Raw genomic sequence first — 2,772 nt, 5'->3', positions numbered from 1 at the left:
CCGTATCGGCGCAGGCCCCATCGACGGCGCCACGCGGCGGGCAGGGCGTAGGTCGCTGCCGAGGGCGGCATCGTGGCGTGGAACGCCGTGTCGAAGCACGCCACCTGCGGCACGTCGGGCAGCAGGGCCGTGGCGGCGTCGATCCCGGCCAGCGCGCGGGGTTGGTGCAGGGGCGCCAGCTCGCTCAGCCGCTCGATCGCCGCGCGCGTGCGGTCGTCGATGCGGATGGGACCGGTGAAGTCCGGGCCGCCGTGCACGACCCGGTGCCCGACGGCCTGCACGCGCGGCGCCCCCGCCAGGAACTCCTCGATCGGCGCGACCTCGTCCTGGCCGGTCCACCGCTGGATGTCGTGGCCTGCCAGGACGGTGTCATCCGCGTCGAGGACGCGCAGCTTGAGGCTCGACGAGCCCGCGTTGACCACGAGCACGGCGGACATCAGAGCTGCCACGTCCAGCCGCGCACCTCGGGCAGGTCCTCACCGTGCTCTCGGATCCAGGTGTGGTGGCGGGTGCGCTGGTCCTGCATGTGCTGGCGCAGCCGCGCCGCCCGCGGCCCCAGCCCGGGCACCCGGTCGATGACGTCGATGACGAGGCGGTAGCGGTCCATGTCGTTGAGTACGAGCATGTCGAACGGCGTGGTCGTGGTGCCCTCCTCCTTGTAGCCGCGGACGTGGAGGTTGGCGTGGTTCGCGCGGCGGTAGGTCAGGCGGTGGATCAGCCACGGATAGCCGTGGTAGGCGAAGATGACCGGCCGGTCGCGGGTGAACAGCGCGTCGAATTCGCGGTCGGGCATGCCGTGCGGGTGCTCGGTGTCCGGTTGCAGGCGCATCAGGTCGACGACGTTGACCACGCGGATCCGCAGCCCGGGCAGGTGCTCGCGCAGGAGCGCGGTGGCGGCGAGCACCTCCAAGGTGGGGGCGTCGCCCGCGCAGGCGAGCACCACGTCCGGTTCCACGTCGCCGTCGTCGGTGCTCGCCCACTCCCAGATGCCCGCGCCCCTGGCGCAGTGCAGGATCGCGTCGTCGATGCCGAGCCAGTCGGGCGTCTGGTTCTTCCCGGCGACGATGACGTTGATCGCGTCGCGGCTGCGCAGGCAGTGGTCGGCGACGGTGAGGAGGGTGTTGGTGTCCGGCGGGAGGTAGACCCGCACGACCTCGGCCTTCTTGTTCATCACGTGGTCGATGAAGCCGGGGTCCTGGTGGGAGAAGCCGTTGTGGTCCTGCCGCCACACGTGCGAGCTGAGCAGGTAGTTCAGCGACGCGACGGGGCGGCGCCACACGAGCTTCTGGTGGGTCTTGAGCCACTTCGCGTGCTGGTTGAACATCGAGTCGACAATGTGGATGAACGCCTCGTAGCAGTTGAAGAGCCCGTGCCTGCCGGTGAGCAGGTAGCCCTCCAGGAACCCCTGGCAGAGGTGCTCGGACAGCACCTCGACGACCCGCCCCTGGTGGGCGAGGTGCTCGTCGACCGGGAGCGTCTCGGCCTGCCACTGCTTGCCGCTGGCCTCGTACACCGCGTCGAGCCGGTTGGAAGCCGTCTCGTCCGGTCCGAAGAGCCGGAAGTTGCGCGCGTCGGCGTTGGCGACCATCACGTCACGCAGCAGGCGGCCCAACGCCCTCGTCGGCTCCGAGGTGGTCGCGCCGGGCTTGGCCACCTCCACGGCGTGGGCGCGGATGTCGGGGACGCGCAGGTCGCGCAGCAGCAGGCCGCCGTTGGCGTGCGGGGTGGCCCCCATGCGCCGGTGCCCGTCGGGGACCAGTGCCGACAGCTCAGGGCGGGGCGCGCCGCGCTCGTCGAACAGCTCCTCCGGGCGGTACCCGCGCAGCCAGGACTCCAGCAGCCGCAGGTGCTCCGGGTTGTCGCGGACACCGGCGAGCGGGACCTGGTGGGAGCGCCAGGTGCCCTCGACCGCCACACCGTCCACGCTCGCGGGCCCGGTCCAGCCTTTCGGGCTGCGCAGCACGATCATCGGCCAGCGCGGGCGGGCGCCGTCCTGCCCCGCGCGTGCTTCGTTTTGGATGCGCTGGATGTCGTCGACGACCTGGTCGAGCACCTCCGCCATGCGGGCGTGCATCGCGGCCGGGTCGTCGCCCTCGACGTAGCGGGGATCGTAGCCGTAGCCGCGCAGCAGCGCGTCCAGTTCCTCGTGCGGGATGCGCGCCAGGACGGCGGGATTGGCGATCTTGTAGCCGTTCAGGTGCAGGATCGGCAGCACCGCGCCGTCGCAGGCCGGGTCGAGGAACTTGTTCGCGTGCCAGCTCGCGGCCAGCGGACCGGTCTCGGCCTCGCCGTCGCCGACCACGCAGGCCACCAGGAGGCCGGGGTTGTCGAACGCGGCCCCGAAGGCGTGAGCCAGGGAGTAGCCGAGCTCGCCGCCCTCGTGGATCGAGCCGGGCACCTCCGGCGCGACGTGGCTGGGCACCCCGCCGGGGAAGGAGAACTGGCGGAACAGCCGCCGCATCCCGGATGCGTCCCTGGGCACGTCCGGGTAGGTCTCGCTGTAGGAGCCCTCCAGCCAGGTGTTGGCCAGCAGCGCGGGCCCGCCGTGGCCGGGTCCGGTCACGAACAGCACATCCAGCTCCCGGGCCCTGATCACCCGATTGAGGTGGGCGTAGACGAAGTTCAGCCCGGGCGTGGTCCCCCAGTGCCCGAGCAGCCGGGGTTTGATGTGCTCAGGGGCCAGGGGCTGGGTCAGCAGAGGGTTGTCCAGCAGGTAGATCTGGCCCGCCGAGAGGTAGTTCGCGGCCCGCCAGTAGGCGTCCACCAAGGACA

General features: G+C 71.6%; 1 protein-coding gene and 1 pseudogene. Both read right to left on the bottom strand.

Translation table 11 applies throughout. From position 1 onward, the window contains the following. Positions 1-449 (bottom strand): annotated as a pseudogene (locus ACWEPX_RS31510) (acetate/propionate family kinase); the annotation flags it as partial. Then, positions 437-2,767, bottom strand: coding sequence for a phosphoketolase family protein (locus tag ACWEPX_RS31505; RefSeq protein ID WP_451900916.1), 2,331 nt, complete (start codon positions 2,765-2,767; stop codon positions 437-439). The gene ACWEPX_RS31505 and the pseudogene ACWEPX_RS31510, both read right to left, overlap by 13 nt. Positions 2,768-2,772: the final 5 nt, after the last annotated feature.

The sequence above is a fragment of the Actinokineospora sp. NPDC004072 genome, from assembly GCF_053604195.1.
This window is presented reverse-complemented; position numbering and strand designations above follow the sequence as displayed.